The 26,113-nt window shown below is 32.8% G+C and carries 23 protein-coding genes and 1 tRNA gene; 12 read left to right on the top strand and 12 right to left on the bottom strand.

Annotated elements, in window-relative coordinates:
• The first annotated feature begins 7 nt into the window (after window positions 1-7).
• From DFQ07_RS15490 to DFQ07_RS04765, 6 genes are all read left to right on the top strand, one after another.
• Complete coding sequence (locus tag DFQ07_RS15490) at window positions 8-154, top strand: hypothetical protein (RefSeq protein WP_166627719.1); 147 nt, start codon at window positions 8-10, stop codon at window positions 152-154.
• Between the two features lie 91 nt (window positions 155-245).
• Window positions 246-2,240 (top strand): beta strand repeat-containing protein, encoded by a 1,995-nt coding sequence (locus tag DFQ07_RS04785; protein ID WP_133535137.1) that lies wholly within the window; start codon window positions 246-248, stop codon window positions 2,238-2,240.
• Window positions 2,241-2,420: 180 nt separating this feature from the next.
• The gene (locus tag DFQ07_RS04780; protein ID WP_133535136.1) at window positions 2,421-3,419 is read left to right on the top strand and encodes a hypothetical protein; all 999 of its coding nucleotides are present in this window, start codon (window positions 2,421-2,423) and stop codon (window positions 3,417-3,419) included.
• A 182-nt stretch (window positions 3,420-3,601) separates the two neighbouring features.
• Complete coding sequence (locus tag DFQ07_RS04775; RefSeq protein ID WP_133535135.1) at window positions 3,602-4,201, top strand: hypothetical protein; 600 nt, start codon at window positions 3,602-3,604, stop codon at window positions 4,199-4,201.
• A 15-nt stretch (window positions 4,202-4,216) separates the two neighbouring features.
• On the top strand, window positions 4,217-6,310 hold the full coding sequence (locus DFQ07_RS04770; protein ID WP_133535134.1) for a hypothetical protein: 2,094 nt from the start codon (window positions 4,217-4,219) through the stop codon (window positions 6,308-6,310).
• 3 nt (window positions 6,311-6,313) lie between these two features.
• The gene (locus tag DFQ07_RS04765) at window positions 6,314-6,889 is read left to right on the top strand and encodes a hypothetical protein (RefSeq protein ID WP_133535133.1); all 576 of its coding nucleotides are present in this window, start codon (window positions 6,314-6,316) and stop codon (window positions 6,887-6,889) included.
• A 392-nt stretch (window positions 6,890-7,281) separates the two neighbouring features.
• Here DFQ07_RS04765 and DFQ07_RS04760 read toward each other — a convergent pair whose 3' ends face one another.
• The 9 genes from DFQ07_RS04760 to DFQ07_RS04720 all read right to left on the bottom strand — a co-directional run bounded on the left by DFQ07_RS04760 (window position 7,282) and on the right by DFQ07_RS04720 (window position 16,014).
• On the bottom strand, window positions 7,282-8,337 hold the full coding sequence (locus tag DFQ07_RS04760) for a class I SAM-dependent methyltransferase (protein WP_133535132.1): 1,056 nt from the start codon (window positions 8,335-8,337) through the stop codon (window positions 7,282-7,284).
• Between the two features lie 193 nt (window positions 8,338-8,530).
• Window positions 8,531-8,953, bottom strand: a complete 423-nt coding sequence (locus DFQ07_RS04755) for a hypothetical protein (RefSeq protein WP_133535131.1) — start codon at window positions 8,951-8,953, stop codon at window positions 8,531-8,533.
• Window positions 8,954-9,362: 409 nt separating this feature from the next.
• The gene (locus DFQ07_RS04750) at window positions 9,363-10,655 is read right to left on the bottom strand and encodes an aminopeptidase P family protein (protein WP_133535130.1); all 1,293 of its coding nucleotides are present in this window, start codon (window positions 10,653-10,655) and stop codon (window positions 9,363-9,365) included.
• Between the two features lie 166 nt (window positions 10,656-10,821).
• Complete coding sequence (locus tag DFQ07_RS04745; protein WP_133535129.1) at window positions 10,822-11,406, bottom strand: Crp/Fnr family transcriptional regulator; 585 nt, start codon at window positions 11,404-11,406, stop codon at window positions 10,822-10,824.
• An 83-nt stretch (window positions 11,407-11,489) separates the two neighbouring features.
• Complete coding sequence (locus tag DFQ07_RS04740) at window positions 11,490-12,266, bottom strand: DUF4382 domain-containing protein (RefSeq protein ID WP_133535128.1); 777 nt, start codon at window positions 12,264-12,266, stop codon at window positions 11,490-11,492.
• 123 nt (window positions 12,267-12,389) lie between these two features.
• On the bottom strand, window positions 12,390-13,718 hold the full coding sequence (locus tag DFQ07_RS04735; protein WP_133535127.1) for a DEAD/DEAH box helicase: 1,329 nt from the start codon (window positions 13,716-13,718) through the stop codon (window positions 12,390-12,392).
• Window positions 13,719-13,849: 131 nt separating this feature from the next.
• Window positions 13,850-14,104, bottom strand: a complete 255-nt coding sequence (locus DFQ07_RS04730; protein WP_133535126.1) for a hypothetical protein — start codon at window positions 14,102-14,104, stop codon at window positions 13,850-13,852.
• Between the two features lie 76 nt (window positions 14,105-14,180).
• A complete protein-coding gene (locus DFQ07_RS04725; protein ID WP_133535125.1) occupies window positions 14,181-15,146 on the bottom strand; it encodes a succinylglutamate desuccinylase/aspartoacylase family protein in 966 nt (321 codons plus the stop codon).
• Window positions 15,127-16,014, bottom strand: coding sequence for a RimK family alpha-L-glutamate ligase (locus DFQ07_RS04720; protein WP_133535124.1), 888 nt, complete (start codon window positions 16,012-16,014; stop codon window positions 15,127-15,129). Before DFQ07_RS04720 ends, DFQ07_RS04725 begins: the two co-directional genes overlap by 20 nt.
• Window positions 16,015-16,133: 119 nt before the next feature.
• Here DFQ07_RS04720 and DFQ07_RS04715 point away from each other — a divergent pair, with 119 nt between their 5' ends.
• The 6 genes from DFQ07_RS04715 to DFQ07_RS04690 all read left to right on the top strand — a co-directional run bounded on the left by DFQ07_RS04715 (window position 16,134) and on the right by DFQ07_RS04690 (window position 22,794).
• Complete coding sequence (locus tag DFQ07_RS04715) at window positions 16,134-18,950, top strand: sialidase family protein (RefSeq protein ID WP_133535123.1); 2,817 nt, start codon at window positions 16,134-16,136, stop codon at window positions 18,948-18,950.
• 51 nt (window positions 18,951-19,001) lie between these two features.
• Window positions 19,002-19,214, top strand: a complete 213-nt coding sequence (locus tag DFQ07_RS04710; protein WP_133535122.1) for a zinc ribbon domain-containing protein — start codon at window positions 19,002-19,004, stop codon at window positions 19,212-19,214.
• 181 nt (window positions 19,215-19,395) lie between these two features.
• A complete protein-coding gene (gene folB / locus DFQ07_RS04705; RefSeq protein WP_133535121.1) occupies window positions 19,396-19,758 on the top strand; it encodes a dihydroneopterin aldolase in 363 nt (120 codons plus the stop codon).
• Between the two features lie 55 nt (window positions 19,759-19,813).
• Window positions 19,814-19,884 (top strand) — tRNA-Cys (locus DFQ07_RS04700).
• 118 nt (window positions 19,885-20,002) lie between these two features.
• Entirely contained in the window at window positions 20,003-21,658 is a 1,656-nt protein-coding gene (locus DFQ07_RS04695; protein ID WP_133535120.1) for a S8 family serine peptidase, read from the top strand.
• A gap of 134 nt (window positions 21,659-21,792) precedes the next feature.
• Window positions 21,793-22,794: a lipid A-modifier LpxR family protein gene (locus DFQ07_RS04690; protein WP_133535119.1), complete on the top strand. Its 1,002-nt coding sequence runs from the start codon at window positions 21,793-21,795 to the stop codon at window positions 22,792-22,794.
• A 70-nt stretch (window positions 22,795-22,864) separates the two neighbouring features.
• On the opposite strand, the gene DFQ07_RS04685 is transcribed toward DFQ07_RS04690, so the two are convergent.
• From DFQ07_RS04685 to DFQ07_RS04675, 3 genes are read right to left on the bottom strand one after another with little or no spacing between them, the layout of a single operon-like run.
• Window positions 22,865-23,869, bottom strand: coding sequence for a hypothetical protein (locus DFQ07_RS04685; protein ID WP_133535118.1), 1,005 nt, complete (start codon window positions 23,867-23,869; stop codon window positions 22,865-22,867).
• 34 nt (window positions 23,870-23,903) lie between these two features.
• Window positions 23,904-24,953, bottom strand: coding sequence for a hypothetical protein (locus DFQ07_RS04680; RefSeq protein ID WP_133535117.1), 1,050 nt, complete (start codon window positions 24,951-24,953; stop codon window positions 23,904-23,906).
• Window positions 24,954-24,987: 34 nt separating this feature from the next.
• On the bottom strand, window positions 24,988-26,016 hold the full coding sequence (locus tag DFQ07_RS04675) for an NHL repeat-containing protein (RefSeq protein WP_133535116.1): 1,029 nt from the start codon (window positions 26,014-26,016) through the stop codon (window positions 24,988-24,990).
• Window positions 26,017-26,113 lie beyond the last annotated feature (97 nt).

The raw sequence follows: 26,113 nt of genomic DNA, 5'->3' as shown, positions 1-26,113 counted from the left end.
ATATATAATGGATAAAGAACAAAAAGAAGCATTAACATTTTTAATTAAATGTACAGAGTATGCACAAAGTAAAGGTGTTTTTACTTTGATGGAGGCACATAGAGTATATGACTCTATAAACACATTAGTGCCTTTGCTTGAAGAAAAAGAATAAAAAAACAAAAAGTTTAGTCGCTAGCATTCGTTTTTAGCGCCTCTTTTTTATCAAAAAAATAATAATTAAAAACAGATAAAAAAGAACAAAAATGAAACAAAACAAAGAAACCTTAAAGAAATTTTTTGAAACAGGCGATAAGCCAACACAACAGCAGTATGCCGATTTAATTGATAGCTATGTAGATAGTAAACAAGAAGCAGGAGAAGCCAACCGTAGGTTTGTTATTGATGAAACAGGAGAGGTAAGTGTAGCCTCAGAGCTGCAAGTACCAGAATATACCCTATCACCTATTTCTGGAACCAACACCGTTGATTTATTAAAAGATGGGGTAAGTGTATCACAAATTGATTTAGCACCGTATTTAGACAATACCAACTTAGCACGTTTGGTTTCAGGTACTGTTGATGCTAATGGATTAGCAACCTTTACACGAGATGATAACTCTACTTTTACAGTAGATTTGAGTAATTTAAAAGATAGTGTTCCTCAATATCAAGCAGGAACAAATATTATGATTGATAATGCCGATCCAGATAACCCAATTATAAAGACCTCAGATGCATTTGTTAATCAGGTTCAAAACATTGAAACTACGTTAACTAATAAATTAGATGTTAACGGTAATGGAAGTCAATTAACAAACGTTGATGCAATGACTATAGGAGGTAAAGATGCAGCAGGTTTTGTTGACAAAACATCTAATGAAACAATAACAGGAACTAAAAGGTTTGATACAGGAACTACAGATTATAATATAGTTTCTAATGTTTCAATTGATGGTCAAGTAGGATTGCATATTATTAATTCTGCCTTCTCAGCAGGAATATATGCACAAAATATAGGGACTGGAAATGCTATTTATTTAGACAACACAAACACAGGTGAAGCTATATTTTTAAACAATTCACTCTCTGGATATGGAATATATTTAGAGAATACAGATAATGGTAGTGGAATTTATACTAATAATGTTTCAGGAGGAACAGGAATAGGAATAGAATCCGACAACCATGGTGATGGAATAGGGATAAAGTCTAATAATCAAAGTAATACTAACGCAGGTATATATTCTTATAATGCTCTTGACGGTATTGGAGTATTAGCTGAAAACCAATCAAGCGGTCACAACATAGTTGCTAATGGAAAAACTACATCAAATGGATATAATTATGTAGGACAAAGCCAAGGAACAAACACCTTTACTGTAGATAAATTAGGTAATATAGATACAGAAGGAGAAGTTTATAGTAAAGGAATAGTAGTTGATCCATTAGGTACCACTTCAGGAATAGCAGGCTCAAACTTTACCGTTAAAAAGAAATCAACCTCTACTAGTACCAACGCTTCTCAATTTATTGATGTAGATAGACAAGCCTCTTCAACGCCTTCTAATACAAATACCAACACTTTTGGCTTGGTAGCCAGAGTTGTAAATAATTCTACAGTTGAAGATGCAGGGGTTACTGGAAGTAACTTAGTGGGGAGAAATTCTAGCTCTAGCAACTTTAATTTTGCTTATGGAACTAAAAATACAGGAGAAGCTTCAGGTAATGGTGACGGAAATTTTGTTGTTGGTACAACTAATGATAGTAAAATTACAGGTGCTGCAACTATTGATTATCTAAGAGGTATTAGCTCATCAACAATTATAGATAACACTGGTGCTACTGCTAATTATATGCAAGGAGAGCATAATTCATTAGTCTTCACAAATGGTTCAGTAGGGGAAGCAAGCGTAATGTATCTAGATATAGATGGAGGTTCAGCTACAGTAACAGGTGATTTAGCTTATATAAGAGCAGGAAACGATGCTTTACCTACTGTAAATGGAAATTCTTATTTCATCAAATCAGAAAGTACATTACCTTCTGAATTTGCAGGAAGTATAAGTACAAGTAAATTAACTTCTACATCAATAAACACAACACCAGTAACTTTCGCTAATTTACCTTCTTCACCATCTGCAGGAGATATAGCAACGATAACAGATGCAGGTTCAGTAGCGTATAGAGGAGTTGCATCTGAAGGAGGAAGTAACATTGCTTTAGTAATGTACGACGGAACAAATTGGGTATATCATTAAAATTATACCATATAAGCTACTTTGTAAAAAAAGATTAGAGCAGTGGCAGGTTAATAAATACATTAGAACCCTTGCTTGAAGAAAAAGAATAAAAAACACAAAAAGTTTAGTCGCTAGCATTCGTTTTTAGCGCCTCTTTTTTATCAAAAACAAATTTAAAAACGATAAAAAAGAACAAAAATGAAACAAAACAAAGAAACTTTAAAACAATTTTTTGAAACAGGTGACAAGCCTACACAACAACAATATGCCGATTTAATTGATAGTTATATCGATGCAAAACAACCTGAAGGAGAAGCAAACCGAAGGTTTGTAATTGACGAAACAGGAGAGGTAAGTGTAGCCTCAGAGCTGCAAGTACCAGAATATACCCTATCACCTATTTCTGGAACCAATACTGTTGATTTATTAAAAGATGGGGTAAGTGTATCACAAATTGATTTAACACCGTACTTAGATAATACTAACCTAGCACGATTGGTTTCGGGAACTGTTGATGCCAATGGGTTAGCTACGTTTACACGTGATGATAATTCTACTTTTATGGTAGATTTAAGTAACTTGAAAGATACTGTTCCACAATATCAAGCAGGTTCAAACATTACAATTGATACCACGGATCCACTACAACCCATAATTAATGCGACAGCAGGTAGTGGAGGAACTACAGATTTATCATACGATGTAGCAACGAGAACGGTAGCGTCTAGTTCAGGAACAGGTGCAGTTTTACCTCTAGCAGATGCTACTAATGCTGGATTACAAAAAGCGAATTTTTATGAAGAAGGTACTTTTACACCTGCTTTGGAAGACGCTAATGGAGCGTCTACATATAATTCTTCTATTGATGCGAGGTTTAAAAGGGTTGGGAATATTGTTCAGTTCAGTATATTTTTTAATGGAATAACTACAAATATAACTCCTTCAGGTTCTTTAAAAATAACAGGAATGCCTTTTTCAGCAGAAACAGCCCCTATGGGAACTACAATTAGTTTTAATAGAATGTTAGGTTCTGATTCGTCACAAATACCTAATTCGGGATATGTAGGGAACACAACTCTGTATCTAAGAGATCAACCAACAGGAGCTACTTTAGATTCAGGGTATATAGCACCAACTTTTACAACAGGTGTTTTTGCATTAACAGGAACATACGCAACAAACTTATATACATCATAACCAAAAAACCAAAGTCTAGCCGCTAACATTCGTTTTTAGTGGTTCTTTTTCTAGTAATTTTTAGTGTTTTATGTCATTTCGACGAGGTACGAGGAGAAATCTCTTAAAGATGAGATTTCTTGCCACTCATTCTTCGCTCTTTGAACTGACAAACATTTTTCAAAACCCTAAAACAAAATAGCATGAATTTTTTTAATAACAAAACCGATAGGTTGCTATTGGGGGTCATTATAGTGCTGTTATTTGTCAATCTTTTTAATAAAAGATATCAAAAAACAAACCCACAAACCCCAAAAATAACCGTAGTAAAAGACACGGTTTGGCAAACCAAAGTAGACACGTTTAAAGTACAAACCATCCGATACAAAAAAGTGTATGTACATAAAAATGATGTAACCAATATTGTAAAAGACACCATTTTTATAAAAGACACGACCAATTTTATAGCGGCAAAAATATATCGAGATACGTTAAAAAATACCGATATAGAGATTTACAACTACGATTTGGTAAAAGGAAAATTGTTAGATAGTCAGTTGTCGTACAAACTCAAAGTGCCACGAGAAATTACGATTACCAAAACGATTGAGCATCCAAAAACCTACAGAAGTGGCTTGTATCTCTTTACCGAAATAGGAGGAAACCCACAAACCTTTAACAACCTCAGTTTCGGATTGCAATACAACCGAAAAGGAAAATGGTTTGCTAGTTACCGATTAAATATCAACCAACTCAATCAACCTACCCACAATATAGGTGTAGGCTACCGATTGTTGAATTAAAAAGAAATATGAAAAATGACACAAGAAGAATTTGATAAACTGGTTGAACAATCGCAACCACATAAAGTATTTAATACAGAATGGAATAAATACTATTCATTACAGTTTGCAGATACCTTTTTGCCACAAGTTGGCGGTTATCAAGGAAAAGGAATGCAAATTTATGATGGTGCTAATCTATTTGGAAAAATTCGTAAAACGGAAAGGAAATTACAACCTTTAACCAATGACGATAAGTTGATTTCTATAATTGGTTACACATTTCCAGAAGGAGTGTTAGCTTCAGAGAAAAAGAACTTAGTAAAACCAGCTGCACACGAAGTATGCTTTTTTGCTGAGGTAACACAAAAAGATACGGTAAATCTAACATTTACCTATGGAGAAAATTTTAAAGAATTTTTAAAAGAACTGTCTCCAAAAAAAGAGAGTATAAACACAACAGTTCAAGAAATTAGAACGCATTTTAACAATACAATTACACATGAAAACACGACAGAATTTGTATTAAAAAGCTTAGGGGTAGAAAAAGAAGCGATTACAAAAGCCAACTACAATCAATCTTTTAGTAAGAAAGTACTGAATTACCTGGAAGAAGCCGAGATTAATGGAAAGTATAAAGTGCAAATCTTTATAAAAAAAACACAAAAAGAAGCAGGTTTGGAATCTGGAGATCTAGATTTTAAAAAAGTAAAAGTTTTTGAGCCACTACCTAACGAAGTGTTTATTTGGCTGGTAAGTGAAGACAATATCAATTTTGACACCTCATTTATTAAGATAAAGATAGGAACAGGAATAGCAAATGATTTAAAAGAAAAACAAACCACAATAAAAGAATTTGTAGGTTATTTGTCTAATCTGATAAAAGAAGAAGTAGAAAGTCAAACGTTTAGCAATTCGAAAATAAAAAAAGCTGTTGAAAAAGGATTGTTTATCCCTATTTTTAAGTTACATACTCAAGAAAAAACTAAAAATAATCCAATAGCTAAAGAAATACTAGAAACAAACCCAGTAGCTTTTTTAGCAGTTGAAGGAATTGATTATATAACTCAAGGAATTGAAAAATTTAAAGTAGCAGATAATGTATGGAACCCTCAGCTACAACCGTATACCCCTATTTTTCCAGGCAAATTAGAAAATGCATTTTTTTGCGGACTCTTTAATGGTGCTGTACAGGCATTTAAGGAGTTACCAGAGATGGCTACTTTTATAATTAAAATGTTTAATAGTGAAACTGAGTCAAAGCAATTTGTTGAAGGTGTAAAAAAGCTATTTACAGATGTAGAGGTAATTAAAGCAATAGCAAATAAAGCTATAGAAGGCTATAAAGAAGGTGTTTATACCAAGAATACTGAAAAAGTAGTTTATCAGCTAGGATATGATACTATTAAAATTGTATCATTTTTTATTGGCGCGGTTCAATTTGCTAAGACAGTAGGCAATTTGGTAAGCTTTACTAAAAAAGGATTACTTTATTTAAAAAAATATGGTAAAAAAGGGATTAATAAACTTAAAAAATTAAAACCAGATGCACGCAAGAAAATTTTTGAAAAACTAATAAGAGAAGATGATTTAACAAAGAGAATAAAAGGATATAGTTCTAAATTTGCAAAAAAAGTAAGTAAACATCTGGATGAAGCTCCTAATCAAATTACACAATTTGAGGGGTTGCATATAACAAGTAAAGAGGAATTTGGAAAGGTATACAATCCTATAACTAAAAAAGCTGAAGTACATACTTCAAACTTACCAGATAGAATTATATGGCCTAATCGTATTACTAATAATTTAAGAGGATATATTTTAACGCATAACCACCCAGGAGGAACAGGTTTAAGTATTGCCGATATTGATTTTTTTGTTAAAACTAAATTGAAAGAAATTAGGGCGGTTACACCAGAAGGAGAAGTATTTAGTCTTCGATGGAATAAAAATGTTAAAATTAAAGAGATTCAAGCAATAACTTCTAAAATAGAAGAAATACAAGATGATTTTTCTTTACTTCGTTTAATTTCGGTAGGAGATGAAGCTGTTTCAATAAAAAGAGAGTTTGAAGCTATATTTAAAGCTTTAGAAGACAAAATAATATATATTCACTACGTAAATAAATAGATTATGAAATTAGATTTTAACCTAGATTTTTTATACTACCAAGGAGAGTTAATTTTAGATGGTAGAGATGAAAAAAAAGAAGAGCTTAGACCGGACTCGATTAAATTTAAAAAATATGTAAAAGAAACAAGCATTGAAAATCTAGTAGAGTTACTTATATTAAGTTATGCTAAAAGATATGCAAATGATATTTACTGGTCGACGAGGTTTATAGGAGATTTAGATAATAATATCTCATATCCAGAAGAGCTAAATGAAGATATTGATTTTTATCTAGAAGAAAAGGAAATTAGTAAAGAAGGTATTACAAAAGTTGTTTTTAAAAAATATGATGACATAGAAAAGAACTGTTATTATACTGAGTGGATGTATTTTGAATTCACGAATCAGCAGAATATATATAGTTTAGTTGAGTCAATAAAAAAAGGACTCCAAAACGTTACTTATTCGCAAAGACAAGAAAGTTCAGATGTAATTATAGAGCCTAAAGATAGTGCCATTTTAAAAATAACTGTTTCTTCTAGTTCATTAAGAGTAGATTTAAATCCTGATAAATGGAAAGTATATAGAGGGTTTTAAATTTCACTATAAATTACATTGTTAAAATTCGTTTTAAAACCCGAACAATTAATAATTCGGGTTTTAAAACGAATTTTGTTTTGGGGTGATATTTAAAAATATATGGTCTTACTTTCTAAGGAAAAAAAGTAAGGAAATAAAAAAACCACGCAAAGCGTGGTCAACGACACAACTAATGTGTTTGTTACACTAATACAAACAACCTTTCTTGACAAGATAAAACTACGGTTAACAATTTGTAATTGTATTAATTAAGTTTTAACAAATAATCAAGTTACTGTGTTTTTTATGCTTTTAATGTTGTCTAAAAGCGTAAAACTGTTTTAAAATAGGTGGTAAAAAGTAGGTGTAGAAAGATAAAGAGAGGGGTTGTTGGAGACTAAAAATATATTTTAAGGTCTTGCTTCTAAAATAAGGTTAAATGGGGTTTGTGTGGCTAATCTAAATCGTGTAAATCCACCTTTAGTAGCAACATCTTCTAATCTTTTTTGTCCTGCTTGAGCACCTAATGCGAGTCCTACTTCTTGGTTTAAAGAACAAGGTGTACAGATAGTCGTAGAAAAAGCATAGAAAGCTCTTCCAATAGGGTTGAGGTTGTCTTCTAACGAATCATTAGCAAAAGGTTCAACAATCATACAGGTTCCATCAGGGTTTAAGGCACTTTTTACATGTTTACAAGCTCCAACAGGATCACCCATATCGTGTAAGCAATCAAAAAAGCAGATAAGGTCATAATCCTTTCCAGGAAAATCTTTAGCTGTGGCAACTTTAAAAGAGACATTATCAACATTTGCTTCTTTTGCTCTCTTTTTGGCTTGTTTTATAGATTCTTCATGAAAATCATATCCAACAAAAGTAGAATTAGGAAATGCTTTTGCCATGATAATTGTCGATGCAGCATGCCCACAGCCAATATCGGCCACCTTAGCGCCTTCTTCTAATTTTTCTACCACGCCGTCTAATTCAGGAAGCCAATTATTAATTAAGTTTCCTTCATAAGATGGACTAAAGAATTTTTCTGTACCACAGAATAAACAACTGTTATGATCTCCCCAAGAGATTCCTTCTCCTGTTTTAAAGGCCTCCTCAACTTTTGGTTCATCGTGATATATAGAAGAAAGAGCGTAGAATCCTCCCGTTAAAAAAACAGGACTTTTAGCGTTGCCAAAAACAGCTGTTTGTTCTGGCGTCATGTAAAAAGTATTGTCGCTGTTATCGTATTCTATATATCCTGAAGCTGCTTGAGCAGCTAACCATTCTCTTACATATCTTTCTGAAGTGTTTGTTTTTTGGGCTAGTTCATGTGATGTTAAAGAGTCTGATTCAGAAAGAGATTTATACAATCCTAGTTTGTCACCAAGAATAACAAGAGGGCCATTAGCTGCAGCCCCCATTTCAGTAACTACTTTGCCTAGTAAATCGTGTAGTTTCGTTTCGTTTAGTTCCATAATTAATCGTTTAGTTGTTTGTGAAAAAACCAATGAGTACTAATTCGTTAATTATGTATTTGAAAACAGAAAATAAAGAAACCCATTAGTGACGTGAGGGAGCGGAACGAATTAAGTACAAAAAAAACAAAATAACAAAGGAAAACCCTGCTAATTAGCAGGGCTTTTTACTGTTTTTTTAAAGAACCTTCGTTTATTTTGCGCGTGCGAAAGTACTTCCTAGGCCATCATAATTATTATCAGAAATTTCTAAAACATCGGGTTTTTGAAGTCTGATAATACCAGAGAGTACTATGCCTGGATATTGTTGATCATTAGAAAGCTGTATAAAACGCTCTTGTTGATGGGTATAAATTGATTTTTTCATTGCTAAGCTATAGGTGCCTTTTGAAACTACAACTCCATTTTCTGATATTGAAAATTGATAGTTTTTTAATAAAGTAAGCTGTATGCTTTTACCTAGTTTTTCAGGGGTTTTATGAATGTGATTTCCAAAACCACCATCGGTATTGGTCCAATGCCACGTACCTGTTAAATCGGAATTATCTATTTTGTTTATCTGGCTAGAAGCACATGAAACTAATGTAAAAAGAAATATATAAAGTAGGTTTTTCATGGTGAGGGTTTTTTAAAAGTTAGCGATGTTTTTTAGTTATAAGATTCTGTAGGTAAAATTAAACATATAATTACTAAAACAATATGAAATCCAATTAGTAAAAACTTCCACGTTGGTTTTTTATGAGAATTAAAGAGTAAATAGGAACTTGAATAGTAGAGATTATGCTAGAAAGAATCTCAATACCACTTTTTATTAAAATTAATATATTAGTAGATATGAAAGTGGAGGAGCAACATATTTTTTCAAACCTAAAAGTAATAAAAATACTAATGTAAAGGAAAAGATTCCTCCTCCTTTGTCGTTCGGAATGACAGTAAAAAGCTTGTTTAATAAGCAAAAGAAAAACGTCATTAGAGTTTTTATAAGAAATGCACTAATGACGTTTTTAAATGTATATAAAGTGATACTATTTATTCATAATATCTTCTATTTCGTCTGCTTCAATAGGTATGTTACGCATTAAGTTAAAAGGCTCACCAGTTTCTTGGATAACCACATCGTCTTCTAAACGAATACCAAAACCTTCATCAGGAATATAAATACCAGGTTCTACGGTAAATACCATGTTAGCTTGCATTGGCTCGTGTAACAATCCGTAATCATGTGTATCTAAGCCCATGTGATGAGAAGTACCGTGCATAAAGTATTTTTTATATGCTGGCCAATTAGGATCTTCGTTTTGTACATCGGCTTTGTCTAATAAACCTAAATCTAACAATTCCGAAGTCATTAATTTTCCAACTTCTACGTGATAGTCAGCCCAAAGAGTCCCTGGTACTAACATTTTTGTAGCGTCGTTCTTTACACGGTTTACAGCATTGTATACTGCTTTTTGTCTGTCTGTATAACGACCAGAAACAGGAATGGTACGTGTCATATCCGAAGAATAGTTAGCGTATTCAGCTCCTACATCTAACAATAATAAATCACCTGCTTTACATTGTTGGTTGTTTTCAATATAGTGCAATACATTGGCATTGTTACCAGAGGCAATAATTGGCGTGTAAGCGAATTTCTTTGAGCGGTTTCTGATGAATTCATGAATAAATTCTGCTTCAATTTCATATTCCCAAACCCCAGGTTTTACAAAGTCTAACACACGTCTGAATCCTTTTTCAGTAATGTCACAGGCAGTTTGAATTAAATCAATTTCGATTTGATCTTTTACCGAACGTAAACGTTGTAAAATAGGATTGCTTTTAGCTACCGAATGAGCTGGATATTTGTTAAATAACCATTTGGTAAAACGCGCTTCACGAGTTTCAGTTTCAACACTAGCACGATAGTGCTCGTTAGTGTTAATATATACTGTATCTGCTAAAGCCATCATTTCAGCCAATACTTTTTCTAGGTCTTGTAACCAGTGTACGTTTTTAATTCCGCTAGTTTCTAAAGCTTTTTCTTTGGTTAGCTTTTCACCTTCCCAAACAGCAATATGCTCATTGGTCTCGCGTAAAAACAATACTTCACGTAAGTTTTCTTTCGGACAATCTGGGAATAAAACCAATACACTTTCTTCTTGATCTACACCACTTAAAAAGAAAATATCACGGTGTTGTTCAAAAGGTAACGTACTATCAGCACTTACCGGGTATATATCGTTAGAATTAAAAATAGCTAAACTCTTCGGCTTCATTTGCGCCATGAAGTTTTTGCGATTTTTTATAAATAACTGGCTATTTATTGCATGGTATTTCATCTGTTAATAATTTATTGTTTTTTAAAGGTCAGATGCAACATCTAAATTATCACTTCTAGGTATAATTAAAAGTTAATTATGAATGTTTCATCATATTTTAAATAAAATTTTGATAAAGTCCCTCAAAAATACGGAAAGAAACTTTGCAAATATTAGCCATTTGGCGCTATTTTATGTTTTTTCGAATTCTGCTCATATGTCGAGTTGAAATTCCTAAAAAGGAAGCTAGATAATGTAGTGGAACTTCTTGTAATAATTTTGGTTCGTTTACGAGTAGTTTTTTATAGCGTTCTTCAGGAGTTAGAGTAAGTAAATCAATGCGATAATCATCAATTAAAAAAATTTGATTTTCTATAAAGTTATAATAAAATTGATGAAAAGCTTTGTTGTTTTTCATTAGGTGTTTAAAGTCATCAATTTTTAGTACCCAAAGTTTACAGGCACTTAATGCTTTTATGTTTTTTGGGGAAGGAGTTTGTTGTAAAAAACTTTTTAAAGAAGAAGCAAAACCATTTCTTAAGGCTAAATAGGTGGTTTTTTCTTGTCCGGAAACGGTAACAGCATATTGTAAAATGCCGCTTTCTACAAAACAGAAATAACGACAAGCTTCTCCTTTTTTTACTAAAAATTCATTTCTAGATAAGGAAAATTCGTTAAAGCAGTTAATAATTTCAGGAATTAACGTGTTTAAATTTTCATCATTTACGATGTTCTGTATGCGTTGTGTAATAGCTTTTTTTGAAGCTTCCATTTTACGGAGTAAATTTTAGCTTAAAAGTATAAAAAAAGGATGCTGTAAAAAGCATCCTTTCTAATAATTTATAAAAAGAGAGTTTATTGTAACTCAACAGTTCCCATATCGGTGTTTTCACCTAATACAGCAGTAACTCCTTCAACTGTTTTTGGAGCTAATCCAGAAGCTTCATCAGGAGTAAAAGTTACATTGTAAGTACCTGCAGGCACACCGTGTAACATAAATTTACCTTCTTCGTTTGTTACTGTTGTAATTGTATCAGTAGCTGAAGCAGCTTCAACTGCTACTTGATATTCAAAAGGATTTACCATTCCTGAAATAGCACCCGAAGTTGCTTCAGTACTCACTCTAATGGTTGGTTTTAAACTGTAAGCTCCGTTACCTTCTACTACGATAGACTTATCAACCATAAAGTCTAAGATAAAAGTATACTTAACTCCACCTACTAAGTCTTGGTGTACATTTAATTTTAATCCCGATTGTTGAGCGCTTGGGGTAGCTAACGGATATGTTTGTCCGTCTACAACAATTGAATTGTTTTCGCCTAAAACTAAACGAATTTGGCTAATTTTTCCTGATGGAATTTCAGTATCTACTAATAAAGCGTCAATTCCACCTGTTAACTCTAATAAGTTATACACTTGAGGAGTAACGTTTCCAAGGCTTTGCCAACCACCGTCTCCGTCATTTTTGTTAATCATTACATCTTGAACATCGATGTTTACTGCGTCGTAGTCACCTGGGGCGTCTACTAAACGAACAGCGACTTCTGAGGTTTGGGGGTCGTCACTAGAACAGCTGATAAAAGCGGTAAAAAAAGTTGCTAATGCAACTAGTAATAAAACATGTTTTTTCATAATTATTGGTTTTTGTAATACACAGTAATAATAACAAGAATTATACCGAAATATTGTTTTACTTGTTTAGTGAAGCTGAGTATTTCAATACCAGAAAAAAGCTTATTCGAATTAAATTATTACTTAATGTGCTGTTTTATTGTTGTTTCTCTTGTTCCGATTATTTCGCTTTTTAGGCGCATTTTTTTGTGTTTCTTCAGAAGAACTTTTTGGGTTCTTCTTCTTTTTTGGATTGAAAGAAGTTTTAAAAGGTTTCTTCTCGGGCTTTTTTTCTGAACGCTTTGGTCTCGATTGTTCAGTTTTTACTTCCTCTTTTATGGTAGATAAATCAAATCCTTCCAATTCGGAAGCGATTATTTTTTGATCCAATAATTTTTCGATACTTTTTAAATAAGCTTCTTCTTCTTGCGAAACTAATGAAATGGCTTCTCCACTAGCACCAGCTCTTCCTGTTCTACCAATTCGGTGAACATAATCTTCTGGAACGTTTGGAAGTTCAAAATTAATCACGTGCGGTAGTAGTGGAATGTCTAATCCACGAGCAGCAATATCAGTAGCCACTAGTACTCGAATAGAGTTGTCTTTAAACCCTTTTAAAGCTTTGGTTCTTGCTCCTTGACTTTTGTTACCATGTATAGCCGCGGAAGAAATACCTCTTTTAACTAGCTTTTCTGTCAACCTATTGGCTCCGTGCTTGGTTCGAGTAAAGATTAACACCTGACTCCAGTTTCCTTTCGAAATCAATTGTCCGACTAACTCAGTTTTTTTGCCCTTAGGTACTTTGTATAACTTTTGATTTACCTTTTCGGCAGTTGTATTTTCAGGAGCGGCTTCAACCATCACAGGATGGTGTAAAATACCGTGTGCTAATTTTTTAATTTCTTTTGAAAAAGTTGCAGAGAATAATAAGTTCTGGCGTTTTTCAGGTAATAAAGAGATAATTTTTTGAATATCTCTTAAAAACCCCATATCAAGCATTCTATCAGCTTCATCTAAAACTAAAATATCTACTCGTTTTAATGAAAGTTCATTTTGTTCGTGTAAATCGATTAATCTACCAGGAGTAGCAACTAAAATATCAATTCCGTTTTTAAGGGTTGCTATTTGAGAGCTAGGTTTTATTCCACCAAAAATAGCGGTAGACTTGATGTTTAAATGTTTACTGTATTCGCGTACATTATCATATACCTGAGCAGCTAATTCTCTTGTTGGAGTTAGTACCAATGCTTTAATTGGTCGGTATTTCGGATTCTTTTTTTCTGATATAAGTTGTAAAATAGGTAATGTAAATCCAGCAGTTTTACCTGTTCCGGTTTGTGCAGAAGCTAATACGTCTTTGCCTTCTAAAATAACTGGAATTGCTTTTTCTTGAATAGGAGAGGGGGTTTCGTACCCTTTTTCGGTTACCGCTTTTACTAAAGCGTTTGATAAACCTAACGATGTAAATGTCATATATATTTCTTCAGTAGTATTGAAAAAACAACACCACTATGAGCCAACAAAGGTACAGCTATTTTATTAGGCTACTTTCATAAATAAAAAAACGCCCTAAAAAGGACGTTTTTTATGTTATTGATATCTGCTTAACTTTTGGCCATTGCACTTTTAATAATACCAACAATGACTAGTAAAACGGCACCTCCAACACCACTTGCTGCAATGTTACCAATCATACCAGAAATGTCTATATTCAACATTCCTAATAATTGAGCTCCTAAACCACCACCTAAAATTCCTACAACAGAATTCCAAAGAGTACCTAAAGAAAACTTTTTTAACAAAGCACCAGCTATGTTACCACCAACGGCACCACTTAATAAGCTAATTAATAATTCCATAATTTATAATTTTTGATTAGTTAATTGGAATTAAAATAAGTGAAAAATAATTTATAAAACAAATAAAACCAGAATATTAGGTTTTTCCTAGGTGAAATAAGGCATCACCCATATTGATGATTGGAAAGTTGTTTTTAGCAATGATATAACCGCTTGTAGGAGATTTTATAGTGAAGTTTGTTTCACCGTACGTGTCCATAATGTGTCCTAAAATTTGTCCTTTTTCTACCTTCTCTCCATTTTTGATTGTTGAGGTAAATAATCCGGCAACTTTAGCACGAATCCAGTTTCGTTTGTTAATATGAATTGAGGTGGGGTTTTTAGGAACTTCAACATTATGATGAATCATGTTAAAGTGCTTTAAAACACGAAGCGTTCCATAAATACCATGTTGAATGGCATTTTCTTCTAAACGTAAAGACTCTCCTCCTTCATACACAATAACAGAAATATTATTTTTATGACACTGACTTCTAAATGACTTCGGAATAAGTTTTGAACTAAACATAAAAGGAGCATTGAAAATTTTTGCCAGCTGAAATCCTTTTTCGTCTTCAGGAGTATATCGAATCTGAGGGAAGTTATTGCGTTGTTCTCCACCAGTATGAAAATCAATAGCAAAATCTACATTATTTGTAATTTCTTTCATTAAGTAATACGCCATTCTACTTGCTAAAGATCCGGTTTTTGATCCAGGAAAACTACGATTTACATCTTTTCCATGCATATCTCTCGACATGTTTAAAAATCCAAAAATATTCAACAAAGGAACCACAATAACACACCCACGATGAATCTTATAGGATTTGTCAATTAACATTCTTCGTACTAATTCAATACTATTCACTTCATCCCCATGTAATCCTCCTTGCAATAAAATTGTAGGGCCTAAAGCTTCACCATTAAAAACATATACAGGAATTTCTATCAGAGTACCTGTAGGTAACCTATCAATTGGAATTTTGATTAGTTTAGATTCTCCTAACCCTATTTTTTGCCCACGAATTTCTACAACGTTGTTTTTAAAGTTTTGTTCGAACATGTTCTTCTAAAAATTTAACAATGGCTTTGGCAATATTATCTTTAGTATAGGTTTCAATTCCTTGTAAACCTGGTGTCGAATTTACTTCAATTAGTAAAGGACCCCGTTTTGAACGTATCAAATCAACTCCAGCTATAGGAAGTTTCAAGTACTGAGCTGCTTTAATAGCAATTTCTTTTTCTTCAGAAGTTAAAGCTTCTTTACATCCGTTGCCTCCTTTATGAATATTAGAACGAAAATCATCTTCTAAACCTTTACGTTTCATTGATGAAATAACTTTGTCGCCTACCACAAAAGCGCGAATATCTTCGCTGTTACTTTCTTTAATAAACTCTTGTAATAAAATACTTGTGTTAGTGCTATACATAGTATCGATAATAGACATAGCAGATTTTTTACTTTCTGCTAAAATAACGCCTGAACCATGTGTGCCTTCTTGTAGTTTGATAATTATTGGTACACTTTCTAATAAATCTATTTGCTCGCTAACATTTTCAGGGTCAACAGAAAAAACAGTTTGTGGAATTGGAAGCTTATTTCGACTTATTATTTGCAGGGTACGAACTTTGTTTTGAGCATTTATAATACCTGCAGAACTAGCAGTACTATACACTCCATTCATTTCAAATTCTTTTACAACAGCAGCTCCATGTTTCATGGCAGAAACACCTATTCGAGGAATAATAACATCGGGAATGTCAATAATATTCTCACTTTGATACATAATAGCAGGTTTGTCACCTCCTAGTTTAATGGAACATTTTAGATGATTTATAATCTCAACAGTATGTCCACGACGACGAGCTTCTTTGTAAATTCTTTGCGTTGAATGTATATGCTCGCTAACAGAAAGAATAAAAATAGTCATAGCCTAAAAATTGAGATAAAAACAAATCTACTAATTAAAAAGATGTGCATTGATATTCTGTTAATTTTTTTGAATTAGAATTTCCTTGCAGTATTTTCATCCCTTCTAAACCAAATTATATGAAAATCTTAGTTAGAGTTTGTGCAGTTTTATTTCCACTTGCAGTAGTTGCACAACAGTCTACTTCTTCTGAAAAAATTCAACAAGCCTTACAACAAAAGGAAGCGTTAACTCAAAGCTCAATAGTAAAAAATATATCGTTTGAAAGTATGGGGCCTACGGTGATGAGCGGACGTGTTGTAGATATTGATGTAAATCCTGAAAATCCAACAGAGTTTTATGTAGGGTATGCTTCAGGAGGCATGTGGTACACCAATAACAATGGAACTACATTTACACCAGTGTTAGATAGCTCTCCAACACAAAATGTAGGTGATATTGCTGTAGATTGGAAAAGTGGAACACTTTGGGTAGGAACAGGAGAAAATAATTCTTCTCGTTCTTCGTATGCAGGTATTGGTATTTTAAAATCTACTGATAAAGGAAAAACATGGATAAATGTAGGATTAACTGATTCGCATCATATAGGTAGAATTTTAATCAACCCGAAGAATTCAGATGAGATTGTTGTTGGGGCAATAGGCCATTTATACTCTTCAAACAACGAAAGAGGGATTTTTAAAACCACGGATGGAGGAAAGACTTGGAAGAAATCTTTGTTTATTGATGAAAATACTGGAGTTATAGATGTACAACAAGCTCCAAACAATTTTAACGTATTGTATGCAGCAACTTGGGAACGAGAACGTAAAGCGTGGAATTTTGACGGAGACGGAAAAAACTCAGCAATATACAAGTCTACTGATGGAGGGGATACCTGGAAAAAAGTTTCAGAGAATAATGGTTTTCCTAACGGAGATGGAGTCGGTAGAATAGGGTTAGCGGTGTATAATGAAAACACAGTATATGCTTTTCACGATAGTCAATTCCGAAGAAAAAAAGACCCCAAAAAAGAGGATGATTCTAATGCTTTAACGAAAGAAGATTTCAAAACCATGTCGGTTACTGAGTTTTTGGATTTAAAAGATAAAAAACTGAATACGTACTTAAAAATGAATGGTTTTCAGGAAAAATATCGTGCTGAAAATGTAAAACAAATGGTGCGATCAGGTTCAGTAAAACCAATTGATTTGGCAAAGTATTTAGAAGATGCAAATGCATTGTTATTTGATACTCCTGTAGTGGGTGCAGAAGTTTTTAAAACTACCAATGGAGGAAAAACCTGGAAAAAGACACACGAAGGTTACTTGGATGATTTGTATTATTCATACGGATATTATTTTGGAGAAATACGTGTAGACCCACAAGATGAAAATGGAATTTATGTGATGGGAGTTCCTATTTTAAAATCAAAAGATGGTGGAAAAACATTTACATCCATTAGTAAAGAAAATGTGCATGCTGATCATCAAGCGTTATGGGTAAACCCTAAGAAGCAAGGGCACTTAATTGATGGAAATGATGGAGGACTTAATATATCTTATGACGATGGTGAAAGTTGGACGAAATTAAATCAACCAGCAGTAGGGCAGTTTTATACGGTGTATGCTGATAATCAAGAAAACTATAAGGTGTATGGTGGTTTGCAAGACAATGGAGTGTGGGTAGCTAATCACAATGCGAAAATTGATAAAAGTTGGCAGCAAACGGGTAAAAATCCATACGAAAGTTTGATGGGAGGCGATGGTATGCAAGTAGCAGTTGACGATAGAAATCCAGATATAGTATATACAGGATATCAGTTTGGAAACTATTACCGAATTGATAGAAAAATAGGAGAAAACAAGTATATCCAACCAAAGCATGAGTTAGGAGAGAGTCCGTTTCGATTTAATTGGCAAACCCCTATTCACCTATCAAAACACAATCAAGACATACTGTATTTAGGAGGAAATAAATTACACCGTTCTTTAAATCAGGGAGATGATTGGGAAACCATTTCTGATGATTTAACTCAAGGAGGTAAAAAAGGAAATGTTGCTTATGGAACCTTAACTACGATCTCAGAAAGTCCGTTTCAGTTCGGGGTAATTTATGTAGGTTCTGATGACGGATTGGTACATGTAACTAAAAATGGAGGAGGAAGTTGGGATAAAATTTCAAACACATTGCCTCAAAACTTATGGGTAAGTCGCGTGATTGCTTCTAAACATAAAAAAGAACGTGTATATGTTACGTTGAATGGATATCGTTTTGATGATTTTACGCCTTATGTATACATGTCTGATGATTACGGAAAAACTTGGAAAAACATCAGTGGTAATATACCACTATCACCAGTGAATGTAATAAAGGAAGACCCAGAAAAAGAAAATATCCTATATGTAGGAACCGATAATGGTTTGTATGTGTCTTTTGATAAGGGTTCAACATGGGAAGCTTTTAGTAACGGGTTGCCGAATGTTGCAGTACACGATTTGGTAATTCAACCAAAAGCAAGGCATCTGGTAATTGGTACGCATGGGCGTAGTTTGTACAAAGCAAATATTGCATCACTACAAGAGTTTAACAATAAAGAAGCATTGTTTACTATTAAAAATATTAGAAAGAATAATTCTTGGGGAAGCTCGTGGAGTAAGTGGTTGCAACCGAATACACCCAAAGTCGTGATTCCTTTTTATACAGCTACTGATAAAGAAATTATGATAAAAATTTATTCAGATAACATTTTGGTTAATACAATAAAGACAAAAGCATTTAAAGGATTTAATGAAGTAGTGTATGATGTTACTTTTTCAGAAAAAGGAAGAAAAGAATATCTTAAGGAGTATAAAGATGCAGTAGTAAAAAAAGCTAAAAATGATAAGTACTATTTACCAAAAGGGAAGTATAAGGTTTTAATGGGTGATTTGAGCAAAACGTTTGAAATTAAGTAACTGTAACATTTGTTGGTTTTTAGGGACTAATAGGTATAAAACAAATAAATTATGAGTACACCATTGAATTATACCTGTCCTAAATGTAACAATAAAACGTATGAAGTAGCAGAAATGAGAGCTACAGGAGGTACATTATCTAAAATTTTTGATGTTCAAAACAAAAAGTTTACGAGTGTAACCTGTCAAAGATGTAGTTACACAGAGTTTTATAAGGCTAAAACGAGCGCATTGAGTAACATTTTCGATTTCTTTACCAATTAATGTTGATGTCATTACGAGGAAGATATGACGAAGTAATCTGTTTATAAGGAACTCCCAATATAAAGATTGCTTCTCCCGAAGTATCGGAATCGCAATGACGAGTAAGTAAATAAAGTAATATCACTTTTCGAAAAAACACGAAGAATGCTTTTAAATAAGGAAACATTCCTATTTTTGCAGCATGGGAATTATACGTGTAAACGACATCCGATTATTTACCAACCACGGATGTTTAGATGAAGAAGGTAAGATAGGGTCAGAATACCGAGTAGATGTAGAGGTAAAAGCCGATTTACGAAAGTCAGCACAAACAGATGCGTTAGTTGACACAGTTGATTATGTGCATTTGAATAAGATTGTAAAAGAAGAAATGGCGATTCGTTCTAAATTGTTAGAACATGTTGCGCAGCGTATTCTTGACAGAATATTCAAAGAGATTCAATTAGTTGATGAAGCGGAAGTTAGCGTAGCTAAAATAAACCCACCGATTGGAGGAAATGTCGCTGAGGTTGTCATTGTTTTGTCAGATACGCGTAAAAAGTAAAAAAAGCTTGCAAAAAAAGATAAAAGCTGTAAATTTGCAGTCCTTATTAGTATAAGGTGTCGTGGCCGAGTGGCTAGGCAGTGGTCTGCAACACCATCTACAGCGGTTCGAATCCGCTCGACACCTCAAAAAGCTCATCAATATTGATGAGCTTTTTTTATTTTAAAATAGTATTACCTAAAAAAAGAGCTTTAAAGCCCTTTTTTTTTAAAGTAAGTTAGCTGATTAAAAAAATTGTAAACAAATGAGAGTTCAAAAGTTTTTAAAAACTGTTTTTTCTGTACTAGCAATATTGCTAGCTTTTTCGTGTAATCAAAAGAAATATTCTAGAATTCAGGTTTCTTTACCTATATCAACAAAAAAAGGACCTTTAGAAAATGAGAATCTTAAAAATTGGGAATATAAAGATATAGAAACAGATACCCTTCCTGGAATTAGTTTAGAAAAAGCATATGCTACTATATTAAAAAACAAACAACCTGAAAAGGTTATTGTAGCTGTTTTGGATAGTGAGGTTGATATTAATAGTGGTTATTTCAATGGTCATATTTGGACTAATGCAAATGAAATTGCAGAGAATAATATTGATGATGATGGGAATGGTTATATTGATGATGTTAATGGATGGAATTTTTTAGGGAACACTAAAGGAGAAAATATTACAAATGCTAATTACGAATATGTAAGAATTGTTAGGAAGTATAATAACCAATTTAGAGATAAAAAAGAATCAGAAATAAACCAAGAATTGCTACCTGCCTTTCTTAAATATGAAAGAGCTAAGATTAAACTTGAATCGGAGTATACTAAAGTAACTAGAAGAGTAAAATTTGGAGAAAAAATCTTGCAAGATTTTTTAAATGCTAAAGAGGCTTTAAAAGAATATTTTCCTAATGGGAATTATACTTATGAAAAATTGAAGGAAATAGATACTGTTGGTAATGGGTTGTCTAAGCATGTTTTAGAAATAAAATCTGTGTTAGATTATAATGATTCCGAGGAGAACATGAGAAGAGTGTTGAATGATTACGGAAATGATATAAAGTATCGCTTAAATATAAAGTATAATGCACGTGGAATTTTACAAGATAGTCTAGATGATATTAGTAATAAAAGCTATGGTAGCGAAATGCTTTTTAAGAAAGCGAATAATTACACCCATGGTACTAGAATGACTAGTGTTATTCTAAGTATGGTAAATAATCAAGCTAATGAAATAGAGGTAATGCCAGTTGTAGTAGAACCACATGGAGATGCTCATGATAAGGACATAGCATTGGGAATACGGTATGCTGTTGATAATGGAGCAAAAGTGATTAATATGAGTTTTGGGAAAGAATTTTCGATGTATCCAGAAATGGTTTATGAAGCTTTGAAGTACGCAGAGGAAAAAAAAGTGTTAATTATATCTTCTTCTGGGAATGATGGAAAAGAATTGAATGATAATTTTTATAAATACCCTAATGATCAGACACTAGATAATCAAGAAGATATCTCTGATAATTTCTTAAAAGTAGGAGCATCAACTTATAGTGTAAATAAAAACATTAAAGCATACTTTTCTAATTACAGTAGTTTATATGTAGATCTTTTTGCTCCTGGCTATGAGATTTATTCTTTATTTCCTAATGGAGAAAGAAAAAAGGATAGCGGTACTTCAATCTCGGCTGCATTAACATCAAAGGTTGCCGCATTAATCTATGCATATTACCCAAATTTAACAGCTTCACAGGTAAAACATATTTTAATGGATTCTGGTTTAGAGTATAGTTTCGAAGTGAGTACCCCAACCAAAGAAGATAAAGATAAAACAACACCATTTAATCAATTATCAAAATCAGGTAGGGTTTTAAATGCTTATAATGCGTTAATTATGGCAGATAGTATATCCAGAAAATAGAACATTTCTTATAAGAAAAAGATAAAAAGATGGACTTAGGTTCATCTTTTTGTTTTTAGTTTATAGGTAGGTAGTATAAGGTTAGAAGTGTTAATATTTTAATGTAAATTTATAGAGACTAACCAACCTTTGTTATGAACAAACCCTTCATCTTTTTGCTTTTTTTCAGTTTTATTTGCAATGCTCAAATCTTTATTACACATGAAAACGATTTTTTAGCCATAGACAATAAGGATGAAAACTATACAGGAGGACTTAACATAGAGCTTCTGTTTGAAAAATTTAATTTTAAACAACCGTTTTATGAGTTAAAGGATAGTTATAATATGCAAACTATTTCTTTAGGAGGTGTAGGCTATACACCGCAAGATTTAACCTCTGTTATTCCTGTAATAGGAGATAGACCTTATTCTTCTTTGGTTTATTTGGTCTTTGGTAAAAACTCAATCAAATTGGATAATAGCGAGAGTATCTCTTCTAAATTTTTAATAGGGAATATGGGAGGTTCTGGACCCGGAAGAGTGCAATATTTTTTGCATGACGTAAATTTTTTGGGAAGTGCCAGACCGAACCCATTAGGATGGCACAATCAAATTGGTTATGATGGAAGTTTAGTTTTGAATTATAACGTGAGGTATTTGAAAAGATTAAATAAAAAACTAACACCTCAAAGCTCTTTTTTTAAAAACACCTCATATACCGTTGGTGTTGATTTAGGTAATTACATGATAAATTTACAAGGAGGATTTTTTGTAGATATTGTAAATCTGAATTCATACCCAACACTTGGTTATAGAAATATTATGATTCCTACTAAATCAAACTTTAAGTCTAATTATATTGAGAAGAAAAATTTTAGAGGAAGCTTTTTTATAAATCCTTTTGTGAGAATTGTAGGTTATAATTCTACGCTTGAGGGATTAATGTTTAATGATAAAAGTGTGTATACTATTCCTCACAGTGAGGTAAATAGGGTGTTGTTTGAGTTTAATACAGGAATTCGGTTACTATTGTGGGAAAGATTCCATTTAAAATATACTTTTACAGCAAGAACCCAAGAGTTTACTGGTGGAAAAAAGATGCATTACTGGGGTGGTGTTACCATAGGTTATACTCCAAAAAAATGGATACATTAAAACTATTTACCTAAAAATAAAAAAGCCTCAGTAATTACTGAGGCTTTCATAACTAAATATTTAACAAAGTTTATTTTATAAAAATTTTATAGGCTAAAGATGAAGCGTTTTCATCTCCAAACTCGGTTTCAACTCCATTTTTCCAAAGTTTAGCAGAAAGGTTGTTGTTTTTCTCTACATGTCCTGTAACATAGGTTTCATTATCTACCACAGCGATATCCATAGCGTAACCATGATCAACTCCGTTAGTTAAATCAGTTGCCACTCCATTTTTCCATAGTGTAGCAACGTATTTTAATTCGTTATTTCTTACATTACCAACAACATACACATCTGAACCATCAACATAAATTCCTCTAGCGGCTGCATCATAAGGTCCATTAGTTAAATAGGTTGGATTTCCATTTTTCCAAAGAGTCGCTTTTCTGTCTTCATATCCAGTAACATATACATCAGTGTCGTTAACATATACAGAAACGACACCGGAAGGGGTGCTTCCATCAGTTAAATCTGTTACTACCCCATTTTTCCATACGATTGATTTACCATCTTTATAACCAACAATATATACGTCAGATTTATGAACAAAAAGATCTCTAGCCATTATATTATCTCCAACTATGGTTTCTTGTCCATTTTTCCAAAGTTTACAAATATTTTTATTAAGAGTAGTATCCCATTCACTTCCAAGTGCATAAATGTCTGAACCAGAAACATGAATAGCATCAATTGAGCTACCATTATCAGATTCTTCATTAACATACATTGGAGTTCCGTTTTTCCAAATAACAGCTTTAGCATTTTGACCAGAAACATATGTAGATCCACAAACATAAACATCGGTATCGGTTACAAATATGTCATTAGCTTCAGAGTAAACAGTTGTTCCATCGGTTAAAAGAGAAGGGGTTCCGTCTTTCCATAGGGTTGCTATGTTCTCTTCTATACTACTATAGGTGTTACCTACTACATATACGCTTTTTTTGGGTGAGATAGGTTGGTTGTCATCACTACAAGCCGTTAGCAAAACAAAGGCTAAAGGGAGGGTTTTTAAAAAGTTTTTGAATGTTTTCATTGATTATAATTTTTAAAAGATTGTTTTGAAAGAGTTATTTAATGAATATTCCAGTAGCATAAGTATCTTTATCTCCTTCGAAAAGGTAAATAGGCTCTCCATTTTTCCACAACGTAGCGACATCATAAGAATTCATTTTGGTGTAACCTGTTACATAAGTATTATTATTGTGGATGGTTATTTTTTCAGGATAAGCATGATGTATTCCGTCAGATAAATTAGTTTCCTCTCCATTTTTCCAAAGCTTAGCTATGTGCATTTTGTTTTCTATCACGTAACCAGTAACATATACATTTTCTGAATCATCAACGATAAGGCTTCTTGGATTAGTGGAGTGATTCTCATCAGAAAGAGTTGTTATTTGTCCGTCTTTCCATAATTTAGCAATAGAGTTTCCATAGGAATAACTCTCTGTAAAAGCAATGTATACACTATTATTATGAACGTAGATACTTGTAGCATTTGAAGAATCTTCCATTGTAAGCACTCCTTCAATTAAGTTGCTTCCTTCTCCATTTTTCCATAATTTAGCTACAGGTCTATGTACAGAATTGCTTTCAAATCCAACAACATACACATCATTGTTATTAACAAAAACACCATAAGCACCTGCAGAATTTTTTCCATCGGTTAGGTAAGTGCTTACTCCATTTTTCCATAATACTGCTCTATCGTATTCACCGTCTTTTTTTTCTCTTCCTACCACATACACATCATTGTTATAAACAAAAATATCGTGAGCATAAGAGTAATCGGTCGTGTTAGATAAAGGAGTACTTATTCCATTTTTCCATACAGTAGCGGTACTATATTCATTGTTGTCATATTGTCGATTACCAACAATATATGTGTCATCTCCATTAATGTACATATCATAAACCCAAGCATCATGTATACCATCAGTTATATCAGTAGTTTTACCATCTTTCCACAGTTTAACTACACCAGCTTTTCCTTCTTCAAACTCAATTGTTGAAACATAAATACTAGGTTCTTTAATTGTAGAAGAGTTGTCTTTACTACAGGCAGTTAATAAAATAAAAGCTAAGGGGATAGTTTTTAAATAGTTTTTTAATGTTTTCATTAATTATAATTTTTTTTAAAATGTTTTTGCTATGTTATTTAATGGCTATACCTGTAGCGTAAGTATCTTTATTTTCTTCTGAGATGGTTGTTAGCTCTCCATTTTTCCAAAGTATAGCGGTATCGCGAGAACCGTTAAAACCATAGCCAGTTATATAAACGTCATTATCATGAACCAATACTTTTTCTGTAGTGGTGCTTTCTGTTCCGTTTGATAAATTAGTTACTTCTCCATTTTTCCATAATTTGGCTACCTGATTACCACTTTCGTTACTTTCATAACCTATAACATATACATTATCTAAATCATCAACATAAATACTAGTTGTATTAGCATGAGAGGTTCCATCTGTTAGGGATGATATTTGACCATTTCTCCAAAGCTTTGCAACAAATTTATTAGAGGTGTTGTATTCTTGAAAAGCTATATATATAGTGTTATTACGAACATAAATGCTTCGAGGATAGGTAGCCTGTGTTCCGTCTGTTAAGTTCATTGCTACTCCATTTTTCCAAAGAACAGCATTACGGTTTTCAGTCCCAATAATATAAACATTGCTATTATCATCAATAAATACTCCTATAGCAGATGCGTTGTGTGAACCGTCGGTTAAATTTGTTGCTACCCCGTTTTTCCAAAGTTTAGCAATATCTACACCATCTATTCTTTCTGATCCAACAATGTATACATCATTGTTTTTTATCGAAATATCATAAGCATAAGCGTTGTCTGTAGTAGTAGAAAGTTTAGTTCCAATGTTATTTTTCCAAACCATAGCTTCTTGTCTATTGCTATCGCTATTTAGTCTATTACCAACAATGTATACATCGTCTCCATTTATTTCCATGTTTCTAGCCCAAGCACTATATGTTTCATCGCTAACGGTAGTAGTCTTGCCATCTTTCCATAATTTAATTACCGCCGATTTACTATGCATTCCAAGTTCAGTGGTAGCAATGTATATAGACTCTTTTTGGGTTAAAGAATCATCATCTTTACTGCAGGCAGTTAATAAAATAAAAGCTAAGGGGATAGTTTTTAAATAGTTTCTAAATGTTTTCATTAGTAAATGATTTGTTGTTTTTTATAACGCAACAAAACTAGGTGCTTCATCAAAGCAAAAAACCACCCGATTCGGGTGGTTTTTGTATTGTTATAAA

Source organism: Tenacibaculum caenipelagi (assembly GCF_004363005.1).
GTDB lineage: Bacteria > Bacteroidota > Bacteroidia > Flavobacteriales > Flavobacteriaceae > Polaribacter > Polaribacter caenipelagi.
The sequence above is the reverse complement of the archived record's forward strand: the minus strand, read 5'-3'. Positions and strand labels throughout refer to the sequence as shown.